Source organism: Pseudomonas bubulae, assembly GCF_900618535.1.
GTDB classification, from domain to species: domain Bacteria; phylum Pseudomonadota; class Gammaproteobacteria; order Pseudomonadales; family Pseudomonadaceae; genus Aquipseudomonas; species Aquipseudomonas bubulae.
On the sequence record NZ_UYJA01000003.1, the window covers coordinates 270,762 to 295,155 of the forward strand.

At 59.8% G+C, this 24,394-nt stretch carries 22 protein-coding genes; 11 read left to right on the forward strand and 11 right to left on the reverse strand.

The annotated features are described in order from the left end of the window. Positions 1–5: 5 nt before the first annotated feature. Entirely contained in the window at positions 6–917 is a 912-nt protein-coding gene (locus tag PPTH39_RS12250) for an alpha/beta hydrolase (RefSeq protein WP_095018184.1), read from the forward strand. Further along, a complete protein-coding gene (locus PPTH39_RS12255) occupies positions 914–1,240 on the forward strand; it encodes a hypothetical protein (RefSeq protein ID WP_029611547.1) in 327 nt (108 codons plus the stop codon). The genes PPTH39_RS12250 and PPTH39_RS12255 overlap by 4 nt, the downstream gene beginning before the upstream one ends. A 159-nt stretch (positions 1,241–1,399) precedes the next feature. On the opposite strand, the gene PPTH39_RS12260 is transcribed toward PPTH39_RS12255, so the two are convergent. Together PPTH39_RS12260 and PPTH39_RS12265 are read right to left on the reverse strand one after the other, a co-directional pair. Further along, positions 1,400–2,179, reverse strand: coding sequence for a lipotoxin F family OmpA-related protein LptF (locus PPTH39_RS12260; RefSeq protein WP_095001282.1), 780 nt, complete (start codon positions 2,177–2,179; stop codon positions 1,400–1,402). Between the two features lie 66 nt (positions 2,180–2,245). Beyond that, complete coding sequence (locus tag PPTH39_RS12265; protein ID WP_019822131.1) at positions 2,246–2,659, reverse strand: DUF4398 domain-containing protein; 414 nt, start codon at positions 2,657–2,659, stop codon at positions 2,246–2,248. 270 nt (positions 2,660–2,929) lie between these two features. On the opposite strand from PPTH39_RS12265, the gene ppc reads away from it, so the two are divergent. From ppc to PPTH39_RS12290, 5 genes are all read left to right on the forward strand, one after another. Further along, the gene (ppc, locus tag PPTH39_RS12270; RefSeq protein WP_095001283.1) at positions 2,930–5,560 is read left to right on the forward strand and encodes a phosphoenolpyruvate carboxylase; all 2,631 of its coding nucleotides are present in this window, start codon (positions 2,930–2,932) and stop codon (positions 5,558–5,560) included. Positions 5,561–5,846: 286 nt separating this feature from the next. Then, on the forward strand, positions 5,847–6,494 hold the full coding sequence (adk, locus tag PPTH39_RS12275; RefSeq protein ID WP_095001284.1) for an adenylate kinase: 648 nt from the start codon (positions 5,847–5,849) through the stop codon (positions 6,492–6,494). A gap of 95 nt (positions 6,495–6,589) precedes the next feature. After that, positions 6,590–7,273, forward strand: coding sequence for a tRNA (adenosine(37)-N6)-threonylcarbamoyltransferase complex dimerization subunit type 1 TsaB (gene tsaB, locus PPTH39_RS12280; RefSeq protein ID WP_095018182.1), 684 nt, complete (start codon positions 6,590–6,592; stop codon positions 7,271–7,273). Positions 7,274–7,389: 116 nt separating this feature from the next. After that, positions 7,390–7,677: a hypothetical protein gene (locus PPTH39_RS12285; RefSeq protein ID WP_095018181.1), complete on the forward strand. Its 288-nt coding sequence runs from the start codon at positions 7,390–7,392 to the stop codon at positions 7,675–7,677. 4 nt (positions 7,678–7,681) lie between these two features. Continuing rightward, a complete protein-coding gene (locus tag PPTH39_RS12290; protein WP_130872015.1) occupies positions 7,682–8,545 on the forward strand; it encodes a DUF72 domain-containing protein in 864 nt (287 codons plus the stop codon). On the opposite strand, the gene PPTH39_RS12295 is transcribed toward PPTH39_RS12290, so the two are convergent. After that, entirely contained in the window at positions 8,542–9,162 is a 621-nt protein-coding gene (locus PPTH39_RS12295) for an energy transducer TonB (RefSeq protein WP_095020562.1), read from the reverse strand. The two genes, PPTH39_RS12290 and PPTH39_RS12295, sit on opposite strands and share 4 nt — an antisense overlap. Before the next feature lie 93 nt (positions 9,163–9,255). Here PPTH39_RS12295 and PPTH39_RS12300 point away from each other — a divergent pair, with 93 nt between their 5' ends. Beyond that, positions 9,256–10,038, forward strand: coding sequence for a class I SAM-dependent methyltransferase (locus PPTH39_RS12300; RefSeq protein WP_095001289.1), 783 nt, complete (start codon positions 9,256–9,258; stop codon positions 10,036–10,038). 118 nt (positions 10,039–10,156) lie between these two features. Here PPTH39_RS12300 and PPTH39_RS12305 read toward each other — a convergent pair whose 3' ends face one another. Then, positions 10,157–10,798: a TetR/AcrR family transcriptional regulator gene (locus PPTH39_RS12305; protein ID WP_095001290.1), complete on the reverse strand. Its 642-nt coding sequence runs from the start codon at positions 10,796–10,798 to the stop codon at positions 10,157–10,159. Between the two features lie 89 nt (positions 10,799–10,887). Here PPTH39_RS12305 and PPTH39_RS12310 point away from each other — a divergent pair, with 89 nt between their 5' ends. Beyond that, positions 10,888–11,988 (forward strand): efflux RND transporter periplasmic adaptor subunit, encoded by a 1,101-nt coding sequence (locus PPTH39_RS12310; protein ID WP_095001291.1) that lies wholly within the window; start codon positions 10,888–10,890, stop codon positions 11,986–11,988. 5 nt (positions 11,989–11,993) lie between these two features. Next, positions 11,994–15,059, forward strand: coding sequence for an efflux RND transporter permease subunit (locus PPTH39_RS12315; protein WP_095001292.1), 3,066 nt, complete (start codon positions 11,994–11,996; stop codon positions 15,057–15,059). 163 nt (positions 15,060–15,222) lie between these two features. Here PPTH39_RS12315 and PPTH39_RS12320 read toward each other — a convergent pair whose 3' ends face one another. The 3 genes from PPTH39_RS12320 to plsB form a co-directional block, all read right to left on the reverse strand. After that, positions 15,223–15,621, reverse strand: coding sequence for a YbaY family lipoprotein (locus PPTH39_RS12320; protein WP_130872016.1), 399 nt, complete (start codon positions 15,619–15,621; stop codon positions 15,223–15,225). A 124-nt stretch (positions 15,622–15,745) separates the two neighbouring features. Further along, complete coding sequence (locus tag PPTH39_RS23525) at positions 15,746–15,922, reverse strand: hypothetical protein (RefSeq protein WP_153328079.1); 177 nt, start codon at positions 15,920–15,922, stop codon at positions 15,746–15,748. A gap of 123 nt (positions 15,923–16,045) precedes the next feature. Beyond that, positions 16,046–18,544, reverse strand: a complete 2,499-nt coding sequence (plsB, locus tag PPTH39_RS12325; RefSeq protein WP_095018176.1) for a glycerol-3-phosphate 1-O-acyltransferase PlsB — start codon at positions 18,542–18,544, stop codon at positions 16,046–16,048. Between the two features lie 239 nt (positions 18,545–18,783). Here plsB and PPTH39_RS12330 point away from each other — a divergent pair, with 239 nt between their 5' ends. Next, positions 18,784–18,993, forward strand: coding sequence for a cold shock domain-containing protein (locus PPTH39_RS12330; RefSeq protein WP_095001295.1), 210 nt, complete (start codon positions 18,784–18,786; stop codon positions 18,991–18,993). Between the two features lie 127 nt (positions 18,994–19,120). Here PPTH39_RS12330 and PPTH39_RS12335 read toward each other — a convergent pair whose 3' ends face one another. From PPTH39_RS12335 to PPTH39_RS12350, 4 genes are all read right to left on the reverse strand, one after another. Next, positions 19,121–19,498 carry a hypothetical protein gene (locus PPTH39_RS12335; protein ID WP_095001296.1) on the reverse strand — a complete coding sequence of 126 codons (378 nt, stop codon included), beginning with the start codon at positions 19,496–19,498 and terminating at the stop codon, positions 19,121–19,123. Positions 19,499–19,578: 80 nt separating this feature from the next. Then, on the reverse strand, positions 19,579–20,388 hold the full coding sequence (locus tag PPTH39_RS12340; RefSeq protein ID WP_095018175.1) for a putative RNA methyltransferase: 810 nt from the start codon (positions 20,386–20,388) through the stop codon (positions 19,579–19,581). Continuing rightward, positions 20,388–21,539 carry a succinyl-diaminopimelate desuccinylase gene (gene dapE, locus PPTH39_RS12345; RefSeq protein WP_095001298.1) on the reverse strand — a complete coding sequence of 384 codons (1,152 nt, stop codon included), beginning with the start codon at positions 21,537–21,539 and terminating at the stop codon, positions 20,388–20,390. Before dapE ends, PPTH39_RS12340 begins: the two co-directional genes overlap by 1 nt. Positions 21,540–21,634: 95 nt before the next feature. Beyond that, the gene (locus PPTH39_RS12350; protein WP_095001299.1) at positions 21,635–24,226 is read right to left on the reverse strand and encodes a glycosyltransferase; all 2,592 of its coding nucleotides are present in this window, start codon (positions 24,224–24,226) and stop codon (positions 21,635–21,637) included. Positions 24,227–24,394 lie beyond the last annotated feature (168 nt).

Below are 24,394 nucleotides of genomic sequence, written 5' to 3' on the forward strand. Positions count from 1 at the left end.
TTCTGATGAAAATCCTGGCTGCACTCTGCCTGCTGTTGACCCTCAGCGGATGCAGTTCCCTGTTGTTCTACCCTGAGCCCGGCCAGCCGGTTACCCCGAAGGCCGCTGGCCTGGATTATAGCGATGTCACCCTGACTGCCGCCGATGGCACGCGCCTGCACGGTTGGTGGCTACCGGCCAAGAAAGGCGTGCCGCTCAAGGGCACGGTGCTGCATCTGCACGGCAATGGCGGCAACCTGGCTTACCATCTCGGCGCCACTGCCTGGTTGCCGGAGCAGGGTTATCAAGTGCTGATGCTCGACTATCGCGGTTACGGCCTGTCCCAAGGAGAGCCCGGGCTGCCGGCGGTGTATCAGGACATCGATGCCGCTTTTGACTGGTTGCAGCATGAGCCGCAAACCCGCGGCCTGCCGTTGATTGTGCTGGGGCAAAGCCTGGGCGGCGCCATGGGCATCCACTACCTGAGCGAGCACCCGCAGCAGCGCGCGCGAGTCAAGGCGGTGGTGCTCGATGGCGTGCCGGCCAGTTACCGCGAAGTGGGGCAGTTTGCCCTGAGTACGTCCTGGCTGACCTGGCCGCTGCAGGTGCCGCTGTCCTGGCTGGTACCGGATGCCGACAGTGCTCTTTACGCGATACCGAACATGGGCGACACGCCGATGCTGATCTTCCACAGCCTCGATGATCCCATCGTGCCGCTTTCCAATGGCCTGCGCCTGTACCAGGCTGCGCCACCGCCCAAGGTGCTGCAACTGACCCGTGGCGGCCATGTACAGACGTTTGCCGACCCGACCTGGCGTCAGGTAATGCTGCGTTACCTGGATGACCCGCAACATTTCAATGGCGTGCGGCGCCTGGGCGAAATTGCCAATTACCCCGCGTCACCGAACACCGAACTTGAATCCGAGAGCCAACAATGAGTGAAGAACGCAACGCCATCCCCCTGATCATCACCGGTATCTGCAGCATTATCGGCACCGTGGGCGCCCTGTGGTACTACGGTTACCTGCATTTTGCCAAGCCCGAGGACGCCTTGCTGCTCAGCGACTTCACCATGCTCAAGACTATCCCGGGGGAGGACTATAAGGTCTCGCTCACGCCGGCCAACCAGGTGGCGCAGTGCATCGACGGCATCATCGTCTTGTTCGATACCGAGCAAAAAGGCCTGACCGGTGTGCTGGTCAACAACAAGAAACAGGCCGTACGTTGCCTGGGCCAGGAAACGCCGAAGCTGGAGCAGTAACGTTCTGTTGTGGGAGCGGGCTTGCTCGCGATTGAATCGCCTCGGTATGCCTGACGAACCGCGCTGTCTGCATCGCGAGCAAGCCCGCTCTCACAGTTGTGAATATATTTGCGCAAAAAAAAGCCCCGCCTGATTACTCAGGCGGGGCTTTTTCATGTCTTACTTCATGGTTGAACGCGGAGCAACCGGCTGGTTGTCGTTGGAGATGGTCACTTCAACGCGGCGGTTCTGGGCGCGGCCAGAATCGGTGCTGTTGCTGGCCACCGGGTATTCCTTGCCATAGCCCTGCGCCACGATGCGGGTAGGGTCTACGCCTTTGCGCACCAGTGCATTACGCACCGACTCGGCACGGCGCTCGGACAGGGTCTGGTTGAAAGCCGCCGAACCGACACTGTCGGTGTAACCCTCGACAATCACCTTGCGGTCCGGGTTCTGCAGCAGGTATTCGGCCAGGGTGTTGATATTGCGCATGCCGTTGGGTTGCAGCTCGGATTTGCCGAACTGGAACAGCACATCACCAAAGGTCACCAGTGTGCCGCGTTCGGTTTGCTTGGCGTTCATGCCTTTGAGTTGCTGGATCTGCGCATCACGGGCATCGAGCAAGGCCTGGTTGCGCGCCGCACCGGCGTTTTTCAGATTGTTTTCAGCGGTTCGCAACGCGATGGTCTGCTTGGCCACTTCCACACGCTGGTTGGTCAGGTAAGCCAGCTGGTCAACCTTGGACTCGTCTTCCTTGTTCAGGTAAGCCTTTTCAGCCTTGTCCAGCCATTCGCTGGCGTCCTTGGTTTCGAGCGCTGCAACCTTGGTCGCTTCAGGGTTGGTTTGCAGGGCCGAGAAGTTGGTCTTGGCGTTTTCCAGGTTGACGTTGGGCTGGTGCGAGCACGCCGCCAGGCCAACGCTCAGGGCCAACAGGGCAGGGATCATTACTGTATTGCGCATGATATGTCGTCCTTTCTATCGATTAGGAATGCTGTGTCGTCAGATGCAGTCAAAAAAGGGCAGCGTTTACTGAACGCTGCGCATGCCTTCCTGACGCAATTGCTGAACGGCATTCTGAGCATCCTGAACAGCCTTCTCTGCTTTAGCTGCCTGGGCCTTGCGCTCTGCTACGCGAGCATCCCACTCAGCCTGTTCGGACAGGCGGCGGGCCTCGTCATATTTTTTGTCATGCATGGCCAGCTCGGCCTGCTTGAGCTTGTCCTGGGCTGACTTCATTTCCACCGGTGCATATTCAGTGGCACCTGCGCTCACGGCGTTGTTCACCGCCGATTGCGTCACGGCGTACTGCTCTGAAGGTGGATTGCCAGCACAACCGGCCAGAACGAAGCTGGTGCCGATTGCCAGCGCAGCCAGTTTTAGCCCGCGCAGGCGAGGTGAGGTGGTTTTGACAGTGCGGGTCATCATGGTCTTCAACTCCATTGGGAAGCTCCTTAAAAAAGCAAATTCCATCACGACTGGCGACGTCACCCGGAGTGTTGGAACACGAGTTCCAGCGGTGATGGTTAATGGCTGTGACCGAAGCGTTTTTTGAATAGTTCAATAAAAGATGGCATTTGGCCTAAAAGATTTTCTGACCGATTGGTCAGCGCATTTTTTTAAATCTGTGCTTCCCATGGCTTGCCTCCAACTGCCTTTGCAACGCACTCTTGGGGCACGAGCTGTCCCCGGATCCTGCTGGAGAAACTGCTGATGACCGATATTGATGCACGCTTGCGCGATGATGTTCACCTGCTGGGTGAGCTGTTGGGTAATACGATTCGTGACCAATACGGCGAAGCTTTTCTCGCCAAGATCGAGCGCATTCGCCAGGGGGCCAAAGCCGACCGGCGCGGCACCACCGGCGAGGAGTTAAGCGCCATTCTGGACGCCCTGGGCGATGACGAAGTGCTGCCCGTTGCGCGAGCCTTCAACCAGTTTTTGAACCTGGCCAATATTGCCGAGCAGTACGAACTGATCCACCGCCGTGAAGAAGGCCAGCCCCAGCCGTTTGAGGCGCTGGTGTTGCCGCAACTGCTTGCGCGCCTGCTCGCCGAAGGCCATGACCCCGAGTCGCTGGCGCGCCAGGTCAGCCGTCTTGAAATTGAACTGGTACTCACCGCACACCCCACTGAAGTGACTCGCCGCACCCTGATCCAGAAGTACGATGCCATTGCCGAGCAACTGGCGGCCCAGGACCATCGTGACCTGACCCTCGCGGAAAAATCCGAGATTCATCAGCGCTTGCAGCGGTTGATCGCCGAGGCCTGGCACACCGAAGAAATCCGTCGCACCCGACCTACCCCTGTGGATGAGGCCAAGTGGGGTTTTGCGGTGATCGAGCATTCGTTATGGCACGCCGTGCCGCATATGCTGCGTAAGGCTGACAAGGCCCTGCATGCCGCGACCGGCCTGCATTTGCCGCTTGAGGCCGCACCGGTCCGCTTTGCTTCCTGGATGGGCGGCGACCGTGATGGCAATCCCAATGTCACGGCCAGCGTTACCCGTGAAGTACTGCTGCTGGCGCGCTGGATGGCGGCGGACCTGTACCTGCGCGATATCGACAAACTGGCGGCCGATCTGTCGATGCAACAGGCCTCGGCGCAACTGCTGGCCGCCGCAGGCGACAGCGCCGAGCCGTATCGCGCCGTACTCAAACAATTGCGTGAACGCCTGCGGGCCACCCGCAATTGGGCGCATACAGCCTTGCACAGCACCCAGGCCGCGCCGCCTGAAGTGCTGCAGGACAATCGCGAACTGCTGGCGCCGTTGCAGCTGTGTTATCAGTCCCTGCATGCCTGTGGCATGGGCGTAATTGCCGATGGCCCGCTGCTCGATTTCCTGCGTCGGGCTGTAACCTTCGGCCTGTTCCTGGTGCGCCTCGATGTGCGCCAGGATGCTGCACGCCATGCCTCGGCCATGACTGAAATCACCGATTACCTGGGCCTGGGCCGCTATGAGGACTGGGACGAGGATGCGCGTCTTAGCTTTCTGATGCGCGAATTGAACAACCGTCGGCCGCTGTTGCCCGGTTATTTCAAGCCGGGGGCCGACACCGCCGAAGTGCTGGCGACCTGCCGCGAAGTCGCTGCCGCACCGGGCGCCTCGCTGGGCTCCTACGTGATCTCGATGGCCGGTGCTGCCTCGGATGTACTGGCGGTGCAACTGTTGCTCAAGGAGGCTGGGCTGGAGCGGCCGATGCGGGTTGTACCGCTGTTCGAAACCCTCGCCGACCTCGACAATGCGGGGCCGGTGATCGAGCGCCTGCTGCTGTTGCCGGGTTATCGCGCGCACCTGCAGGGCCCGCAGGAAGTGATGATCGGCTATTCCGATTCGGCCAAGGATGCGGGCACCACCGCGGCCGCCTGGGCGCAGTACCGGGCGCAGGAAGCCCTGGTCAATATCTGCCGTGAGCAAGGCGTCGAGCTGCTGTTGTTTCATGGTCGCGGCGGTACCGTGGGGCGCGGCGGTGGCCCGGCTCACGCGGCCATCCTGTCGCAGCCGCCGGGCTCGGTGGCGGGGCGTTTCCGCACCACTGAACAGGGCGAAATGATTCGCTTCAAATTCGGCCTGCCGGACATTGCCGAGCAAAATCTCAACCTGTACCTGGCCGCCGTGCTGGAGGCCACTTTGCTGCCACCGCCCCTGCCGGAGCCGGGCTGGCGGGTACTGATGGATGAGCTGGCGGCAGACGGGGTCGCTGCCTACCGTGGCGTAGTGCGGGATAATCCGCAGTTCGTCGAGTACTTTCGCCAGTCCACCCCGGAGCAGGAGCTGGGCCGCTTGCCTCTGGGCAGTCGGCCGGCCAAGCGCCGGGCAGGGGGCATTGAAAGCCTGCGGGCCATCCCGTGGATTTTTGGCTGGACCCAGACCCGCCTGATGTTGCCCGCCTGGCTGGGTTGGGAAACTGCATTGCGTCGTGCACTGGAGCGCGGTGAAGGTGATCAACTGGCACAAATGCGTGAGCAGTGGCCCTTCTTTCGCACCCGTATCGACATGCTGGAAATGGTCCTGGCCAAGGCCGATGCCGATATCGCCCGGCTTTACGACGAGCGCCTGGTGAGCCCGGAACTGCTGCCATTGGGTGCGCACTTACGCGACTTATTGTCGCAGGCGTGCGCAGTGGTGCTGGGCTTGACCGGGCAGGCGCAGTTGATGGCACATAGCCCGGAGACGCTCGAGTTCATCCGTTTGCGCAACACTTACCTTGATCCTCTTCATCTATTGCAGGCCGAGCTGCTGGCACGCTCGCGTCGCCAGCAAGCGGCGCAGGACAGCCCTCTGGAACAAGCGTTGCTGGTGACTGTGGCCGGGATCGCGGCCGGCTTGCGCAACACCGGCTAAGGCAAAACAGCGGCAAATGTCGCGCCAGAGCGGGCGGGGACACGGCAGACTGGATGCCGATCGCTGCGCGGGCGCGACACTTTATTGTGGGGTTGCGACCTGTGACACCCGGCCGCACAGGCCCGTTTGGCTGTAATTTTTCCTACTTTGGGCGGCTTGTGTGGGCCGGGCCTGCTGTGTATCTTGATCAGCCCTTGGCCGTTTTGATGGCCATAACCCGATTTTGAGACTGGCCCAAAGAGGCGAGTTTGTTGTCATTTAAATAAAAAATTTGAGGAGCACATCGATGCGCGTAATTCTGCTGGGAGCTCCCGGGGCCGGTAAAGGTACTCAGGCAAAGTTCATCACTGAAAAATTTGGCATCCCGCAAATCTCCACCGGCGACATGTTGCGTGCAGCCGTAAAAGCCGGCACCGAGCTGGGCCTGATCGCCAAAGGCGTGATGGACAGCGGTGGCCTGGTTTCCGACGACCTGATCATCAATCTGGTCAAAGAGCGCATTGCTCAGCCGGATTGCGTAAACGGTTTCCTGTTCGACGGTTTCCCGCGCACCATTCCGCAAGCTGAAGCGCTGGTTAAAGCCGGTGTCGAGCTGGACCACGTGCTGGAAATCGCCGTTGAAGACGAAGAGATCGTCCAGCGTATTGCTGGCCGTCGTGTACACGAAGCCTCGGGCCGTGTGTACCACACCGTCTACAACCCGCCAAAGGTTGAAGGCAAGGACGATGTGACCGGCGAAGATCTGGTACAGCGCAAGGACGACACCGAAGAAACCGTTCGTCACCGCCTGTCTGTTTACCATTCGCAAACCAAGCCGCTGGTGGACTTCTACCAGAAGCTGGCCGCTGCTCAGGGCAAGCCCAAGTACAGCCACGTTGAAGGCGTTGGCTCGGTCGAATCGATCACGGCCAAGGTGCTTGAAGCACTGAGCTGATAAGTCGATTTTGCGTCATGACAACAGCCCGCTTGCGGGCTGTTGTTGTTTATACTGCTGCACTTTTTTCAATTCTGATTCTGACGGGAACACCGATGACCACCTTGCTGGCCCTGGATACCGCGACTGAAGCTTGCTCAGTTGCCTTGTTGCACGATGGCAAGGTTACTAGCCACTACGAGGTGATCCCGCGCCTGCATGCGCAAAAGCTGTTACCGATGATCAAGGCGCTGCTGGCCGCGGCCGGTGTCGAGCTGTCGGCGGTTGAGGCCATTGCCTTCGGTCGCGGGCCTGGTGCCTTTACCGGTGTGCGTATTGCCATTGGCGTGGTTCAGGGCCTGGCCTTTGCACTGGAGCGTCCGGTGTTGCCGATCTCCAACCTGGCGGTCCTGGCCCAGCGTGCTCACCGTGAGCACGGCGCAACCCAGGTGGTGTCGGCGATCGATGCGCGCATGGACGAGGTGTATTGGGGCTGCTACCGCGAAGAAGCGGGTGAAATGCGCCTGCAAGGCGCTGAAGCGGTATTGGCGCCTGAGGCTGCGGCCTTGCCCGATGGTGCTACAGGCGACTGGTATGGCGCGGGCACTGGCTGGGGCTATGCCGAGCGCTTGAACGTCAAGCCGTATGCAATGGACGCAGGCATGTTGCCCCACGCCGAAGACCTGCTGACCCTGGCCCGCTTTGCCTGGGCCCGCGGCGAAGCCATCCGTGCCGATGACGCCCAGCCTGTGTACCTGCGCGACAAGGTAGCGGCTACAAAAGCCGAACGTGGCGTTTGATCCACTTTTGTAGCAGCTGCCGAGCGGAGCGAGGCTGCTGCTACAAAATGGCCGGCCCATTTGCTTAGTCTGCCCTGCGCCGCTAAATTGTATCTATCGTTACAGAGCATGCAGCCATGCGCATTGACAGCTTTTCTCCCCGGTCATACCCCATCAAGCGCAAGCCGCGTAATGGTCAGGCGGTGGTTGATGAGTCGGTTGAAGACACTGAGGCTGCGCCCGAAAACACCCCCCGCACATCCTCCGGCGCCGAGCGCATCAGCCAGTTGCCGGTGCGCTCGCAAGACATGATCTTCCAGCGCGCCATGAGCAAAAGCGCGGCCAGTGCCCTTGCCAGCTACCTGACCACCGCAGGCTTCGTCGACTGGGAACAGGAAGTGCTGGGCCTGGATCTTTACATCTGAGTACATGACTGACCTTCCTTACTACCTCGGTTGTCCGTCCTGGAGTGAAAACGCCTGGCGCGAAGGGCTGTATCCGCAAAACGCCCGCCCGGCGGATTTTCTGAGCCTGTATGCGCAGGTGTTCAATGCGGTCGAGGGCAACACCACGTTTTACGCCAGGCCTGCACCGACCACGGTGGTCCGATGGGCACAAAGCCTGCCTGAACACTTTCGGCTGACGGCCAAGTTCCCTCGGGATATCAGTCACGGCGGTGATTTGCGCGAGCAATTGCATGCAGCCGAAGACTTCCTGCAACTGTTGCAGCCCTTGGGAGCGCGTGTAGCGCCATTTTGGCTACAACTCCCGGCAAGCTTCGGGCCACAGCGCCTGGCGGAGCTGGTGAGCTTTGTGGACGCCTTGCAGAGGCCGTTGGCCGTTGAGGTGCGGCATCCGGAGTTCTTCGCCAAGGGCGATGCCGAGCGCCTGCTCAATCGTCTGCTGATGGATCGAGGGGTTGAGCGTATCTGCCTTGATTCGCGGGCACTGTTCAGTTGTGATTCGGGCGACCCTGCCGTGCTTCACGCACAATCGAAAAAGCCCAGGGTGCCCCCACGTCCGGCGGCTTTCACGCAATGTCCGCAGGTGCGTTTTATTGGCCGTCCGGAGCTTGAGGCCAACGATCCTTACCTGGTGCCCTGGGTTGAAAAAGTCGCGGGCTGGGTCGAGGAAGGGCGCACGCCCTATGTTTTTTTGCACACGCCGGACAATCACCGTGCTCCGGAACTGGCACGGCGTTTTCATCTTCAACTGAGTGAAAGGTTACCTGGGTTGCCGGCATTGCCCGAGCTGCATCCCCCCCAGAGTCGCGAACAACTAGGCCTGCTTTAAGCCGCCAGGCGCAAGTTGTTGACCACCAGCGGGCGTGCCCAGCCCAGATCGAAATCCATGGCCCGTTGTTGCTCGATCAGGGTCATGGCATCGAAGGGCTCGGCAGGCGGCGGCAGCAAGTCAGACTCAAACTCGGCAATGGGCAGATGCAACGCGCGAGGTTCAGGCGCAGGGCCCGGTTCAGGCAGCGGATGGCCCTGAGCCATGACTACTGGGCGCACCCACGTAGTGTTGAAATCCTGCTGGTGTTGTTGCTCGACAATGACCTCAGGCGGGTAGGGCACGGCGGGCGGTGGCAGCAGGTCCAGTTCAAATTCGGCAATGGGCAAAAACAGGGCTTCAGGCGGGCGCAGTTCAGTGTCCTGAACGTCGCAGTGGCGCTGGGTCACGATAGTGCCCAAAACCTCACTGCCGCCACGGGGCTCGGCATTTTCATTTTTGGCTGTCGGCGCTGTATCAACCGTCGCATAGTCTTCAGTACCGGACTGCTCGGCCAATGCCTGGGCGTAGAAGTCCTTCCACAGGTGGTTGACGCTTCCTGTGATCTGGGAATTGTGTCGGCCAAAGTCACCAATGGGCGCAATAAAGCCGATAGATGCGGATTGAATGTCTGACATAACTCTCGGTTGGCGCTCAGCTCTGGCAAAATGCCGGATATTTCATTTATCGGCAGTCTTTGCCGATCATTAAATTTTTGAGCGTGTTTTTAGATGATTGAGCAAACAGCGGGCTGTCGTATCAAAGTCGAGGCACTGGACGAGGCTTATCAGGCCCTGGCCGAGCAATGGGCCGAGCGTCTGGGTTTGTCGCTGGACGAACCGGACGCCGAGTTCGCCTTGCAATTGAGCGCCCAGGGTTTGCAGCTGCAGCAGTTGGGCGCAGATGCGCCGGGCCCGGTGCGGGTCGACTTTGTCGAAGGTGGCGCGGCCCATCGACGTTTGTTTGGCGGCGGCACGGGGCAGATGATCGCCAAGGCCGTGGGGATTCAGCAGGGTGTGCGCCCGCGGGTGCTGGATGCCACGGCGGGCCTGGGCAAGGATGCATTTGTGCTGGCGAGCCTGGGCTGTGAAATGAGCCTGATCGAGCGCCAGCCGCTGATCGGTGCCTTGCTCGAAGACGGGCTGGCCCGTGGTCTGGATGACTTTGAGGTGGCGCCGATCGTGTCGCGTATGCACTTGCTCAAGGGCAATTCGATCGAAGTGATGCGCAATTGGCAAGGCGAACCGCCGCAGGTGATTTACCTGGACCCGATGTTCCCCCATCGCGAAAAAACCGCCCTGGTGAAAAAGGAAATGCGCTTGTTCCGACCATTGGTGGGTGATGACAACGATGCCCCGGCGTTGCTGGAAGCTGCGCTGGCGTTGGCCAGCCACCGGGTGGTGGTCAAGCGCCCGCGCAAGGCACCGTGCATTGCCGGGCCCAAGCCGAGCCATGCGCTGGATGGTAAGTCGAGCCGTTACGATATTTATCCGAAAAAAGCGTTGAAACCTTAAAAACCCCTCTCCCGGAGGGAGAGGGGACTAAAGGTAAAAGCAAATCTGCGTAACACCACAGATCAGCCCCCTCTCCCTCCGGGAGAGGGTTGGGGTGAGGGTAAAAGGCGCCGCGGTCTCACGACAATGGCTGATACGCCCGCATAAATATCCCCACCACTTCCTGCACATGGGCCTCGCTTTCCTCGGGCCCCGGCGGCTCACCGCCGGCAAACAGCAGGCGGAAGTTCGGCGCGCCCTTGAGCATGCAGAAGAAGTGCTCCGCCGCATAATGGGGGTTGTCGATCTGCAGCGCGCCACTTTGATCCATCTTGCGCAGTAGCCCCTCCATCTCGTGCACCACGCGCTCCGGCCCGGCCTCCAGAAAGATCTGCGACAGCTTGGGGTCCTGGCTGCCCAGAGCAACCATCAGGCGATGCAGGTTCAGCGACTCTTCACTGTTGATCAGCACCTGAAAACCACGGGCAATGTTCAGCAATACATCCTTGATCGGCTTGCCCGCCGGCAATTCAAAGAACAGTACCGGCAACTGTTCGGTGCATTTGGACATGATGGCCGAGGAAAACAGGGTCTCCTTGTCGGTGAAGTGACTGTAGACCGTCAGTTTTGACACGCCTGCCAGACCCGCAACCGCATCCATGCTGGTGTTGGCATAGCCCTTGGTCAAAAACAGGGTTTTGGCGGCGTCGAGGATCGACTGGCGTTTTGCCAGGTCCTTGGGGCGCCCGAGGGCATTGGGGGGTAAAGGATTGTCAGACATATCCGTTTATTACTGGACTGGTGAGTTTAGTATTAATAACATGCTGCCAGTATAAATATTCCAAGCCCCATTAGCGAAAGGTCATCACCATGTTGCGCCATGCCTTGCCCCGCGCTGTGCCTGTGTGTCTGCTGTTTTTATTGTCTGGGTGTGGGCAGCAGGAGCCCGCAAAAATCAGCATCAGCCCGGCGATGGTGGTGCAACCGCAGCCTTCGGCACTGGCCAGCCAGAGTTACCCCGGCGAAGTGCGGGCACGCTTTGACCCGCAGTTGGCGTTTCGCATTGGCGGCAAAGTTACCAAGCGTCTGGTGGACGAGGGGGAGCGGGTCAAGGCTAATCAGCCGCTGGCCGAGCTGGACCCGCAGGACGTGCGCCTGCAACTGGACGCCACCCGCGCCCAGGTCGCCGCCGGGCAGGCCAACCTGAACCTGGTGCGTGCCGAGCGTGATCGCTACAAGACCCTGCTGGACCGGCAGATGGTCAGCCGTTCGCAGTTCGACAACGCCGAAAACCTCTACCGCTCAGGCGAAGCCAGGCTGCAACAGCTCAAGGCCGAGCAGGACGTGGCCAGCAATCAGGCGAGTTATGCGGTGTTGCGTGCGCCGCAAGACGGTGTGATTGCCCAGCGTCAGGTCGAAGTGGGGCAGGTGGTCAATGCCGGGCAAACGGTGTTTACCCTGGCTGCCGACGGCGAGCGTGAGGTATTGATCAGCTTGCCGGAACAGGATTTTGGCCGTTTCAAGATAGGCATGCCGGTAGCGGTCGAGTTGTGGTCGCAGCCTGGCCAGCGCTTCAGCGGCCGCATCCGCGAACTGTCGCCTTCAGCTGATCCTAAATCGCGCACCTTTGCTGCGCGTATCGCTTTCACCGCTGGCAAAGTGCCTGCCGAACTGGGACAAAGTGCCCGGGTGTTTATTCAGAGTGAAGGTGTCAGCTCGCTGTCGGTGCCGTTGTCGGCCCTGACTGCGGAAAATGGTGCGTCCTATGTGTGGCGGGTGGGCCAGGGCAACAAGTTGGAGCAGGTGCCCGTGCGTGTGGGGCCGTTTGGCGAAAGCAGCGTGCCGGTGCTCGAAGGCCTTACGGCCGATGACTGGATTGTTGCCGCCGGTGTGCATGTGTTGCATCCCGGCCAGGAGGTGCGGCCGATTGATCGCTCCAACCGGGCAATCAATATTGCGGCCAAGGAGTGATCCCCATGGGTTTCAACCTGTCCGCATGGGCATTGCGTAATCGCCAGATCGTCCTGTTTCTGATGCTGTTGCTGGCAATCGTTGGCGGTCTTTCTTACACCAAATTAGGGCAAAGCGAAGACCCGCCGTTTACCTTCAAGGCGATGGTGATCCGCACCCTTTGGCCGGGCGCCACGGCTGAAGAAGTCTCGCGTCAGGTCACCGAGCGAATCGAGAAGAAACTGATGGAAACCGGCGAGTACGAGCGCATTGTCTCGTTCTCGCGCCCGGGTGAATCGCAAGTGACCTTTATGGCCCGCGATTCGATGCATTCCGACCAGATCCCCGAGCTGTGGTATCAGGTACGCAAAAAGATCAGTGATATCCGCTACACCTTGCCACCGGATGTTCAGGGGCCGTTCTTCAACGATGAATTTGGCACGACCTTTGGCAATATCTACAGCCTGAGCGGCGAAGGTTACGACTACGCGGTACTCAAGGACTACGCTGACCGTATCCAGATCCAGCTACAGCGGGTCAAGGATGTGGGCAAGGTCGAGTTGCTGGGCCTGCAGGACGAAAAAATCTGGATCGAACTGTCCAACCTCAAGCTCGCGACCCTGGGTTTGCCGCTGGCTGCCGTGCAAAAAGCCCTTGAAGAGCAAAACGCAGTATCGACGGCGGGCTTCTTCGAAACCCCGACCGAGCGCGTGCAATTGCGTGTGAGCGGTAACTTCAAGACGGTCGAAGAGATCGAGCGCTTCCCCATTCGCGTAGGCGAGCGCACCTTGCGCATCAGCGACGTGGCGGATGTGCGTCGCGGTTTTAATGATCCTCCGGCACCGCGCATGCGCTTTATGGGCCAGGACGCGATTGGCCTGGCCGTGGCGATGAAGGACGGTGGCGATATTCTGGTGCTGGGCAAGGCACTGGACACCGAGTTTGAGCGGATCCAAAAAAACCTTCCGGCGGGGATGCAACTGGGCAAAGTGTCAGACCAGCCTGCGGCGGTGAAAACCAGCGTTGGTGAGTTTGTGCAGGTGCTGGTCGAAGCACTGGTCATCGTTTTGCTGGTGAGTTTTTTCTCCCTGGGTGTGCGTACCGGCATGGTGGTGGCGCTGACCATTCCGCTGGTGCTGGCCATGACTTTTGCCGCCATGCATTACTTTGGCATCGGCCTGCACAAGATCTCGCTGGGCGCGTTGGTGCTGGCGCTGGGCCTGCTGGTCGACGACGCGATCATCGCCGTGGAAATGATGGCGATCAAAATGGAGCAGGGCTACGACCGGCTCAAGGCCGCCAGCTTTGCCTGGACCAGCACCGCGTTCCCGATGCTCACCGGTACGCTGATAACGGCTGCGGGCTTTTTGCCGATTGCCATGGCGCAGTCGAGCACCGGCGAATACACCCGCTCGATTTTCCAGGTGGTGACCATTGCCCTGCTGGCGTCGTGGGTGGCTGCGGTGGTGTTTGTGCCGTATTTGGGCGCGCTGTTGTTACCGGACCTGGCGAAGATTCATGCGGCCAAACACGGCACAGGGGCTGGCGTGCCTGACCCCTATGCAACGCCATTTTACCAGCGCGTACGTCGGTTGGTGGAGTGGTGCGTGACCCGGCGCAAAACCGTGATTGCCCTGACCGCGTTGGTGTTTATAGGCTCGGTGGTGCTGTTCAAGTTTGTTCCGCAGCAGTTCTTCCCGGCGTCCAGCCGACTGGAGCTGATGGTCGATATGAAGCTGGCCGAGGGTGCTTCGTTGAGCAACACCACCGACCAGGTCAAGCAGCTCGAGGCACTGCTCAAGGATCACCCGGGCATCGAGAACTATGTGGCTTACGCAGGCACCGGTTCGCCCCGCTATTACCTGCCACTGGATCAGCAACTGCCCGCGGCGAGCTTTGCCCAGTTTGTGGTGTTGGCCAAGACCATCGAGGACCGGGAAAGCCTGCGCACCTGGTTGATCGACACGCTCAATGAACAGTTCCCGACGATACGCTCGCGGGTGACGCGTCTGGAAAACGGCCCGCCTGTGGGCTATCCGGTGCAGTTTCGGGTGACCGGCGAGCATATCGAAGAGGTACGGGCGCTGGCGCGCAAGGTCGCAGCCCAGGTGCGGGGCAACCCCCATGTGGTTAACGTGCACCTGGACTGGGAAGAGCCGAGCAAGGTGGTCAACCTCAATATCGATCAGGACCGGGCGCGTGCCCTGGGGGTGAGTACGGCCAACCTGTCGCGCTTCTTGCAAAGTACCTTGCTGGGCTCGACGGTCAGCCAGTACCGCGAAGATAACGAGTTGATCGAAATTCTGCTGCGCGGCACAGCCCAGGAACGTACCGAACTGGCGCTGCTGCCGAGCCTGGCGGTGCCGACCGATAATGGCCAGAGCGTTGCCCTGTCGCAGATTGCGACCCTGGAGTACGGCTTTGAAGAGGGCATTATCTGGCACCGCAATCGTCTGCCGACCGTGACGGTGCGGGCGGATATTTACGGCAAGGAGCAACCGGCGACCCTGGTGCAGCAGATTCTGCCGACCCTGGAAGGTGTGCGTGCCGAGCTGCCGGATGGCTATCTGCTGGAAGTGGGTGGCACGGTGGAAGACTCCACCCGCGGCCAGGACTCGGTGAAGGCCGGTGTACCTCTGTTTATCGTGGTAGTGCTGACGTTGCTGATGGTGCAGTTGCGCAGTTTCTCGCGCATGGTGATGGTATTCCTGACGGCGCCTTTGGGTTTGATCGGGGTGACATTGTTCCTGTTGTTGTTTGGCAAACCGTTCGGTTTTGTGGCGATGCTGGGCACCATTGCGTTGTCGGGGATGATCATGCGCAACTCGGTGATCCTGGTGGATCAGATCGAGCAGGACAAGGCGGCGGGGCTGGACCCGTGGCGGGCGGTGATTGAAGCGACGGTGCGGCGGTTCCGGCCGATTGTGCTGACCGCGCTGGCGGCGGTACTGGCGATGATTCCACTGTCACGCAGCGTGTTCTTCGGGCCGATGGCGGTGGCCATTATGGGCGGGTTGATCGTGGCGACTGTGCTGACGTTGCTGTTCTTGCCTGCGTTGTATGCGGCTTGGTTCAAGGTGAAGAAGGTCTAGGAGCCAAAGCCCCTCACCCTAACCCTCTCCCGGAGGGAGAGGGGACCGACCGCGTTGATGCGGGATTCAACTCAATGCTTTCAGACTGCCGAGATTCTTGAAAATCCCCTAATCGGCTCCCTCTCCCTCCGGGAGAGGGTTGGGGTGAGGGCGAGCCTGCGGATTAGCGAATCTGATCCACGCGCACACGGATCGGCTGCTGGGTCTTGGCCGTCAGGTCGACACTGTTGCGCTCGGTGTTGATAAACAGCAACTGGCCGTTCTCTTCAATCCGCGCGCTGATTGCGTAGGTGTGGCCGGGTTTGATTTGCGCCGGGTCATAGGTCAGGTGGAAAGGCAGTGGCACCTGGCCTTTTACCGGGCCGCTCTGTTTGGCCAGTGTTACTGCTGGCGCGTCGGCCAGAGACACATCCTGCAGGCTCACTTCCAGTGTAGCGGTAGGTGGCAGGGCGATACGTTGCAGGTAGAACACTTCACCGTCGAGGCACGCTTGCGGGGTCGAGGTCATGGAACTACAGGCTCCCAGCAGGGCGGTCAGGCTCAGTAAAAGTAACTTTTTCATAGGGCAGACTCCGTTTCTTTTCCTGTGTAAGACATTTCACACTGGAGAATGGAAGGGATTCTAGCAATGAACTTGCCTTTGAAGCGGCAAACCTGTGCCTGACAACCGCTGCTGTTTCAGTGGGTTATTCAGTCAGAGGTTCATCCTGGGATTCGTCAGGGGGGTTGTTGTGGCTGGCGGGTTGGATGCCGTTGCCACCGTGGACGCTGCCATCGGGATTCTGAACATGCCAGGGCGTGCCAGCATTACCCCTGGTTTCAGGAGAGGGGTGTTCGGAGGGGGTTTTGTTGTCTTGGGTCATTTCCAGACTTCCTTATCGTTGGTTTGCTTTGGATGTGTGCCGAAATCTTCGGCACACATCCAAGGCTAGTCGCGGATTGGAAGGCTGAAACCGGTTGAGACGTTTCAACTCAACTTTGCAGGATTATCCCACGCTCTCGGAAATATCCGCGGCATCTTCACTGCGGTGCAATGCCACCTGGCGAATAGACAGGCGGATTTCCGCAGGCAACACGCGCTTGGCGGCCCCTTCAGCCAGTTCACCGAGCAGTTCGTGGTAGCTCAGCTTGCCATTGCTATCGCGGCGCAACACGTCCTCTTCAAGCAAGGTCTGGATAAAGTGCCGGAACAGGCTCTTGTCGAAGAATTCCGGGGCGTTGAGCCCATGCAGAATCGACAGGCGCTGGGCCATCATGGTGCACAGGTCTTCCAGTTCTTCGGCGCTCAGGGTGTTCTGGCCGCTGTTGAGCAGCAGGGATATGGCCATGTAAAAGCGCTGCAGGGTTTGCGCAATGCTTTTGGACAGCAGCGTCAGCAATACAAAGTGTCGCGAGCTTGGCGCAGGGCGCAGGTACACGTCTTTTTCGAACCGTAGCAACCCTTGCTCGACAAAGGCTTCAAGCCATTGATCGACCACTCCGTCGAGTTCTTGCTCGGACCAGCGGATAAACAGTTCCGATTGCAGGTACGGATACAGCGCATGGGTGTAGCGCAGGATCTGTTCGCGGCTCATGCGCGAAGTGCTCTGGAAGAAGCTGGCGAGCAATGATGGCAAGGCAAAGATATGCATCACGTTGTTGCGGTAATAAGTCATCAGTACCGCGTTCTGCTCATCCAGATAGAGGATCTTGCCCAGCGCATCGCTTTGCTCGGCCAGCAGATTCATGTCTTTGACATGCTTGATCAGCGCCGGGCCATCGCCTTCGGGCAAGGTGGTGTACGGCGAGTAAGGCACACGGCGCAGCAGGGCCAGATAGAGGTCCAGTACCCGGGCCATGGCTTGCTCATCCAGGGCCAGGCGGGTAGTGGACAGCAAGGCCAGTGCCACCAGGTTTACCGGGTTGATGGCCGCCGCTTCATTCAGATGCCGGGCAACCTTTTCTCCCAGGCGGTTGGTGGTCTGGCTCAGCCATTCAGGGCGGTAGGACGGTGCAAGCTCCTGCTGACGCCAGCCGGGCTGCTCCTGCTCAAGAAACTCGGCCAGCTTGATCGGCTCGCCGAAGTTGACTGCGACCTGACCGAACTTCTGTTTTTTCAGCGCACCGATCACTTTGAAAATGTCAAAAATCGACTCTTTTTTCTTGCTGGCGCCGCGCAGCTCACCCAGGTAGGTACGGCCTTCAAGAACGCGTTCGTAACCGATGTATACGGGTACGAACACGATCGGCGTGCGTGATGAACGCAGGAAACTGCGCACGGTGATGGCCAGCATCCCGGTTTTCGGTTGCAGCATGCGTCCGGTGCGCGAGCGGCCACCTTCGACGAAGTACTCAACCGGGAAACCCTTGGTGAACAGGGTGTGCATGTATTCGTTGAACACCGAGGTGTACAACGGGTTGCCCTTGAAGGTGCGGCGCATGAAAAATGCCCCGCCACGGCGTAGCAGCGGGCCCAGCACCGGCATGTTCAGGTTGATCCCGGCGGCAATGTGCGGCGGGGTCAGGCCGTTGCGAAACAGCAGATAGGACAGCAGCAGGTAGTCGATATGGCTGCGGTGGCACGGCACATAAATGATCTCATGGCCCTGGGCGACCTTTTGCACGCTCTCGATCTGGTTGACCTTGACCCCATCGTAAATCTTGTTCCAGAACCAGCTCAGCAGTACTTCAAAAAAACGGATCGCGGTGTAGGTGTAGTCCGAGGCGATTTCATTGGCGTAGCGCAGCGCAAGGGCACGGGCCTTGTCGGGCGAAATATTCTCGCGCTCGGCTTCATCGAGGATCGCCTGGCGCACGGAAGGCTCGTTGACCAGGCCCTTTACCAGCGTACGCCGGTGCGACAGGTCGGGGCCGATGGTCGAGATTTTCAGGTTGCGAAAGTGCACCCGTAAAATGCGCTGGGCCATGCGCACGGTGCGTTCGTGACCCTTGTTGAGGTCGACCAGCTCTCGCATATGGATAGGGGCCGAGAACTGCACGCGGGTTTTACGGCCCAGAATCAGGATGCGCAGCATGCGCCGCAAACGCCCGGTCACGGCCCAGCTGTCGGCGAACAGCAGTTTCCAGGGGCTGGACTCGCTGTCGGGGGACTGGCCCCAGAATACGCTGACCGGGATGATTTGCGCGTCTTCCCCCGGGTGCTGGCTCAAGCCGTCAACCAGTCGGGTCAATACCGGCGGTGCGCCACGCTTGTCCTGACGCCCCAGCCAGTCCGGCTCGGGGGTCAGGTAGAAGAAGGCAGCTGGCTCTATCATCTCGCCTACGGCAACTGGCAGCACCGGGCGCGGCAGGCCGGCTTTGGAGCACTCGGCGTCGACAACGGCCAGCTCGGTCAGCGAGGGCGATTGCAGTACATAGAACACCGGTCGGCTGCGATCCAGGTTCAGGGTCAGCGAAGACTGGTTGATGGTCTCCGAGCGCACCCACAGGTACAGCAAGCGACGCAGGGCGCCAAATACAAGGCGGCGGAATGGGGAGGGGGTCATACGGCTTCTGCGTTAGTGAATTAAACGAGCGTTTACTCGGTCGGGTAGTTTGCAGTATCAGCGCAAAATCGGCAAAAAAGCGCTGAACTAATATTGATTGAGTGTTTTTTTGCCTGACCTATACTCGGTGGTCTTTCGCGATACTGCGTCAGACAGAGTTTTGCAGAGTCAGGTTCAAACGATAGTTCTCAAAGGGCCAGTTAACGAGCCCGATCAATAATAAAAAGGGGGGAAGTTCCATGACTGCACGTGTAACGGGCAATGTGAAGTGGTTTAACGACGCAAAGGGTTACGGCTTTATCCAGTGCGAAGACGGGGCTGATGTGTTTGTGCATTACCGTGCCATTCGCGGTGAAGGCCATCGCAGCCTGGCCGAAGGTCAGCAGGTCGAATACACCCAGGTCTCAGGCGCCAAGGGCCTGCAGGCCGAGGATGTAGTGGGGTTGTAAGGCACTGCTTGCCCTCCCTGTGGGAGCGGGCTTGCTCGCGATTGCATCAGCGCATGTGCACATAGACACCGCGTCGGTCGCATCGCAGGCAAGCCAGCTCCCACAAGGGATCTATGGCCGGTCCGAATCAGGAACCGGTTTTCCAGGTGATTTCTTCCTGACCGTCTTCGCTGATGCGGATCCAGCGGTCGGCGTCTGCCTCGCCTTGTTCTTCAACCCAGCTGCCCGGCGCGCAGCGCACTTCGATGTGCAATGCCTCAAAAGCAGCCTTGGCGCAGGCGATGTCGTCTTCCCACGGCGTCTGGTCACTGTCCAGGTACAGGCTATTCCATTTGCCTACAGCTTTTGGCATCCAGGTTACGGGCACGTTGCCGGCCATGCACTTCCAGGTTTCGCCTTTCTTTTTCCATTCCGTGCACGGTCCCAGCACGTTTGCCAGCCAGGCTTCGACGTCTTTGTAAGTGACGGCTTCTTTCAGGTAAATCTCGATATCGGGTTGGCGCATGGATGTCCTCACTGCGTGTCTGAAAAATCCATTCGCGGATTAGTCGGGCCAAGGGCATGTGCACCTGGCCGTAAAATGGGTTATTGAAGTACGAAGTAATCGTAGCGCATCGACACGGTCACCACTAAAGGCTCGGGGTGCTCGATGACCTCGGCGCGCCGCTCGGCACTGGCACGCCAGCCGTGAGGGGTCATGGCCAGCAGGTTGGCGCGATCCTGGGGTTCGCTCAGGCTGAGGGTGAACTCCAGTGTTTCACTGTGCTGTAGCGACATGCCTTCGGGCACCAGGGCCAGATGCTTGTCGTCGGCGTAATCCCGGACTTCGTCGTACAGGCGTTCGCGCAATTCCATCAAGTGACCGCGGGTCGGGCCTACACGCATCAGGCCGCCACCGGGGGTGAGCAGGCGCTTGGCTTCGAGCCAGTCCAGCGGGCTGAACACACTGGCCAGGAACTGGCAGCTGGCGTCAGCCAGTGGCACGCGGGCCATGCTGGCGATCAACCAGGTCAGTTGCGGGCTGCGTTTACAGGCACGCTTGACCGCTTCGCGGGAGATATCCAGCGCGTAGCCATCGGCGTTGGGCAGCGCGTCGGCGATTTGCGCGGTGTAGTAACCCTCGCCACAGCCGATGTCGAGCCAGCGCTGTGGCGCGCGTTCGGCGGCCAGTTCGGCCAGGCGTTTGGCCACAGGGGCGTAATGCCCGGCGTTTAGAAAGTCGCGGCGGGCTTCAACCATAGCCTGGTTGTCGCCTGGGTCACGGCTGTTCTTGTGTTGCACCGGCAGCAGGTTCAGGTAGCCCTGGCGGGCACGGTCAAAGCGATGGCCGGCAGGGCACACCACACCATTGTCTGCCGCGTTGAGCGGCTCGGAGCAGATCGGGCAGGCGAGCATCAGGCGAGCAACTTGATCAGGGTCTGATAGTAGATTTCGGTCAACACGTCGAGATCGCTGGCCAGCACCCGTTCGTTGACCTGGTGAATGGTCGCGTTGACCGGCCCCAGCTCTACCACCTGGGTGCCCAGGGTCGCGATAAAGCGACCGTCGGATGTGCCACCGCTGGTGGAAGCCTTGGTTTCGCGACCGGTCACCTGCTTGATGCTCGACGACACGGCATCCAGCAGCGCCCCCGGCTCGGTCAGGAACGGCAGGCCGGACAGCGCCCAGTCGATGTGCCAGTCCAGGCCGTGCTTGTCCAGGATGTCCGCGACGCGCTTTTGCAGGCCCTCAACGGTGGACTCGGTGGAGAAGCGGAAGTTGAACACTGCAACCAGATCACCCGGGATGACGTTGGTCGCGCCTGTGCCTGAGTTGAGGTTGGAAATCTGGAAGCTGGTTGGCGGGAAAAAGGCATTGCCGTTGTCCCAATGCTCGGCGGCCAGCTCGGTCAGCGCAGGCACGGCCAGATGAATCGGGTTCTTGGCCAGATGCGGGTAGGCCACATGGCCTTGAACGCCGCGAACGGTGAGCTTGGCCCCCAGAGAACCGCGACGGCCGTTCTTGACCACGTCACCGACCAGGGAAGTGCTCGACGGCTCGCCGACGATGCACCAGTCCAGACGCTCGTTACGTGCGGCGAAACGTTCGATCACGGCCTTGGTGCCGTGATGGGCCGGGCCTTCTTCGTCACTGGTGATCAAAAATGCGACCTTGCCCTTGTGGTCCGGGTAGTCGCAGACAAAGCGTTCAGCGGCCACCAGCATGGCTGCCAGGCTGCCTTTCATGTCGGCCGCGCCACGGCCGCAGAGCATGCCGTGCTCATCGATCAGCGCGTCGAACGGGTCGTTCTGCCAGGCCTGTACCGGGCCGGTCGGTACCACGTCAGTGTGGCCGGCGAAGCACAGCACCGGGCCTTCGTGTTTGCCGTGGGTGGCCCAGAAGTTGTCGACGTCTTCGATGCGCATCGGCTCAAGCATGAAGCCGGCATCGCCCAGGCGCTGCATCATCAGCTTCTGGCAGTCAGCGTCGATCGGCGTCACGGAAGGGCGACGGATCAGATCGCAGGCGAGTTGCAGGGTCGGCGAAAGGTCGGCGTGGGCCGTCATGGTAGGGACTCCGAAGCGGGACACAAGGCACAAAAGGGCGGTTATCTTAAAGCAAAACGGCGGCCAGAGGCCGCCGTTTAGTGGTTGCAGTCGATTTATGCAGCGGGTTGCTCTTGTGCTTCTTCGACCGGTTTAGGCAACGAAGACATAAAGGCCATGATCAGCGCTGCCAGATACGGCAACGATTGCACCAGCAGCATCACCACCCAGAAACGCATGTCGTTGCTCGGCAGGCCTTGTACGAAGAAAATCCCCACAGCCGCGCCCCAGAGCAGCAGCATGATGAACACCTCTTCGCGGGCTTCCGAGATCGCTACCCAAAAGCCGTGGTTATCGGCGTTTTTAGGCGTCCGGAAGAACGGGATGCTGGTGGTGAAGAACCCGTACAGCACGGCTTTGGCGATGGTGTGGGACAACGCCAGCCCGGCCAGTGCCGCGGCGAAGGCGTCCTTGAGGTTGACCCCCACTGCACGGCGGTACAGGAAAATGATCTTGCCCACCTTGAACACAAATAGCGCCAGTGGCGGAATGGCGAAAATCAACAGTGGCGGGTCGACCCGCGTTGGCACGATGATCATCGCCGCCGACCACAACAGGGCACCGACAGTGAAGAAAATATTCATGCCGTCGGCCACCCATGGCAGCCAGCCTGCGAGGAAGTGATAGCGCTGGCCACGGGTCAGCTCCGTGTCTTTGCCCAGCAACAGGCTGGAGGTGTGACGCTTGATAATCTGAATCGCACCGTAGGCCCAGCGGAATCGCTGTTTCTTGAAGTCGATAAAGGTATCGGGCATCAGGCCCTTGCCATAGCTGTTGTGGGAATACGCGGCGGAATACCCTTTTTCAAATACCCGCAGGCCCAGTTCGGCGTCTTCACAGATGCACCAGTCTGCCCAGCCCAGTTCTTCGAGCACTGAACGGCGGGTCATGGTCATGGTGCCGTGCTGAATGATCGCATCGCGGTCGTTACGGGTGACCATGCCGATATGGAAAAAGCCCTTGTATTCGGAGTAGCAGAGCTTTTTGAAGGTGCTTTCGTTCTGGTCGCGGTAGTCCTGTGGCGATTGCACGATGGCGATTTTCGGGTCGGCAAAGTGCGGCACCATATGCTTGAGCCAGTTGCGGTCCACGCAGTAATCAGAGTCGATCACGGCAATCACTTCGGCATCCGGTGCGGTATGCGGGATCAGGTAGTTCAGCGCGCCGCCCTTGAAACCGGCCAGGGGCGCGACGTGGAAGAACTTGAAGCGCGGGCCGAGGGTGGCGCAGTAATCGCGCACCGGCTCCCAGACTGCCGGGTCCTTGGTGTTGTTGTCGATGATCAACACTTCGAAATCGGGGTAGTCGAGGTTGGCCAGGGCGTCGAGGGTCTGTTTGACCATCTCCGGCGGCTCGTTGTAGCACGGCACATGGATCGAGACTTTCGGACGGTAGGCATCGTCGGCTTCTACCGGTAAAAACTCCCTTCGCCGCTTGCGAATCCATACTGCTTCGGCCAGTTCATGGGCCTCGGTGAGCAGCACGATAAACACCCCGAGCGCACCTAAGCCAAGCAGAAAGCCCACAGTCAGGCTGAACCAGGTGCTGTATTGCTGGCTGTAGTCATAGGCGATCCACACCAGCACCGAGCCGCAGAGGAAAGCGGTAAAGGTCAGGAAGGTACGGCCACGCTGGCGCAGGGCGGAACCGTCGATCAGCAGCAGTGCCAGTGACAGCAGGCCCATGACCACCGAGCCGATGGCCAGTACGCGCCACTGTGGAATCGCCACCACCGGCCCTTCAAAATTGAATTTTTGCTGGCGGGCAGCGTTGTACACGCCCCAGTACGCGCCCACTGAACCTTCGTCGCTGGCCTTCCACGGCTGGTCGAAGGCTTCGATCACAAAATAGTTGTAGCCCCGGCGGTTGAGGGTATTGACCAACGTACGCAGATAAATCGCCTGGTCGGCCGGGGTAGCGTCAGCGCCACCGCGCATGCGGCCATTGCTCGGCCAGCCAACTTCCGACAGCAGCAGCGGTTTTTTCGGGAACATTTTTTTCAGGTCGCGGGCACGGTCCAGGACGAATTCGCCGGCCTTGTCCACCGGGATAAATTCCCAGTAGGGCAGGATGTGCGCGGCGATCAGGTCAACGTGCTTGGCCAGTTGCGGGTACTTTTCCCAAATATGCCATTGCTCGGACGTGGTGACCGGCACCTTGACCGCGGCGCGCACCCGATCCAGCAGCACGATCAGGTCTTCGGGCGTGATTTCTTCGCGGAACAGGGCTTCGTTGCCCACCACAACCCGCACCACGCTGCGTGAGTTGTTGGCCAGCTCGATGGCTTTCTGGATTTCCCGCTCGTTGCGCTCCAGATCAGGGCTGATCCAGATCCCGATGGTCACGCGCAGGCCGAATTCTTCGGCCAGCTTGGGAATGTCGCCCAGGGTGCCGTCAACCGAGTAAGTCCGGATGTTGTCGGTCAGCTTGCTGATGATTTCCAGGTCGCGACGCATTTCGTCGTCGGTCGGGTACTGGTCTTTCTGTGGGTACTGGCCTTGCTGGAACGGCGAGTACGAAAAACCGGAGATTTGCTCGGGCCAGTTGGGCGCAGAGACCGGGCGATTGATCAGCGCCCAGAAGCCTGTGAAGAGCGCGGCGATGGCCAGGACCACCACCAGATTGAGTCCAAATTTACGCGATGACATAACTATTTCGGGTTCCAAAGGGAGTGGAACGAAGATCGGTCGGCGGGTGCCAAACGGCGCGCATCCTACACTGTGCTTTGACCAATCGTATAGCGGACGGAATTGAGTCGGGCGTTTGGCACTTACAGCCGACTTAAGTTCTTTCTTTATTAGTTGTAGCTCTTATCT